At 42.4% G+C, this 255-nt stretch carries 1 pseudogene; it reads right to left on the bottom strand.

Annotated features, from left to right (window positions below):
* Positions 1-255, bottom strand: a pseudogene (locus ACYQ2O_RS13630) (IS5/IS1182 family transposase); the annotation flags it as partial.

The following is a 255-nucleotide window of genomic DNA, read 5'->3' as shown; positions in this document are numbered from 1 at the left end:
ACACTTTAAACTGACGCGTATATCCCTGTTTATCCACACGTGTGCTGTAGTGGGTAAAACTAAACCGCACACCGTCCAGGTCGGTATAAGCATCTTCTATTTCGTCATAAGACCAATTATCCCGGCGCTTCGGATCCTGTTTATATTTTTTCTTTTGTTCTGCGTTATACATGCCGTAAGGGATCAAAGGGATCTTTTCATAGTCATCGATGATGGATTCATAGTTTTCTTCACTGCCATATCCAGCATCTGCGA

Source organism: Alkalibacterium sp. m-11 (genome assembly GCF_054658155.1).
Note: the sequence above shows the minus strand (reverse complement) of the source record. Positions and strands in the feature narration are given on the sequence as shown.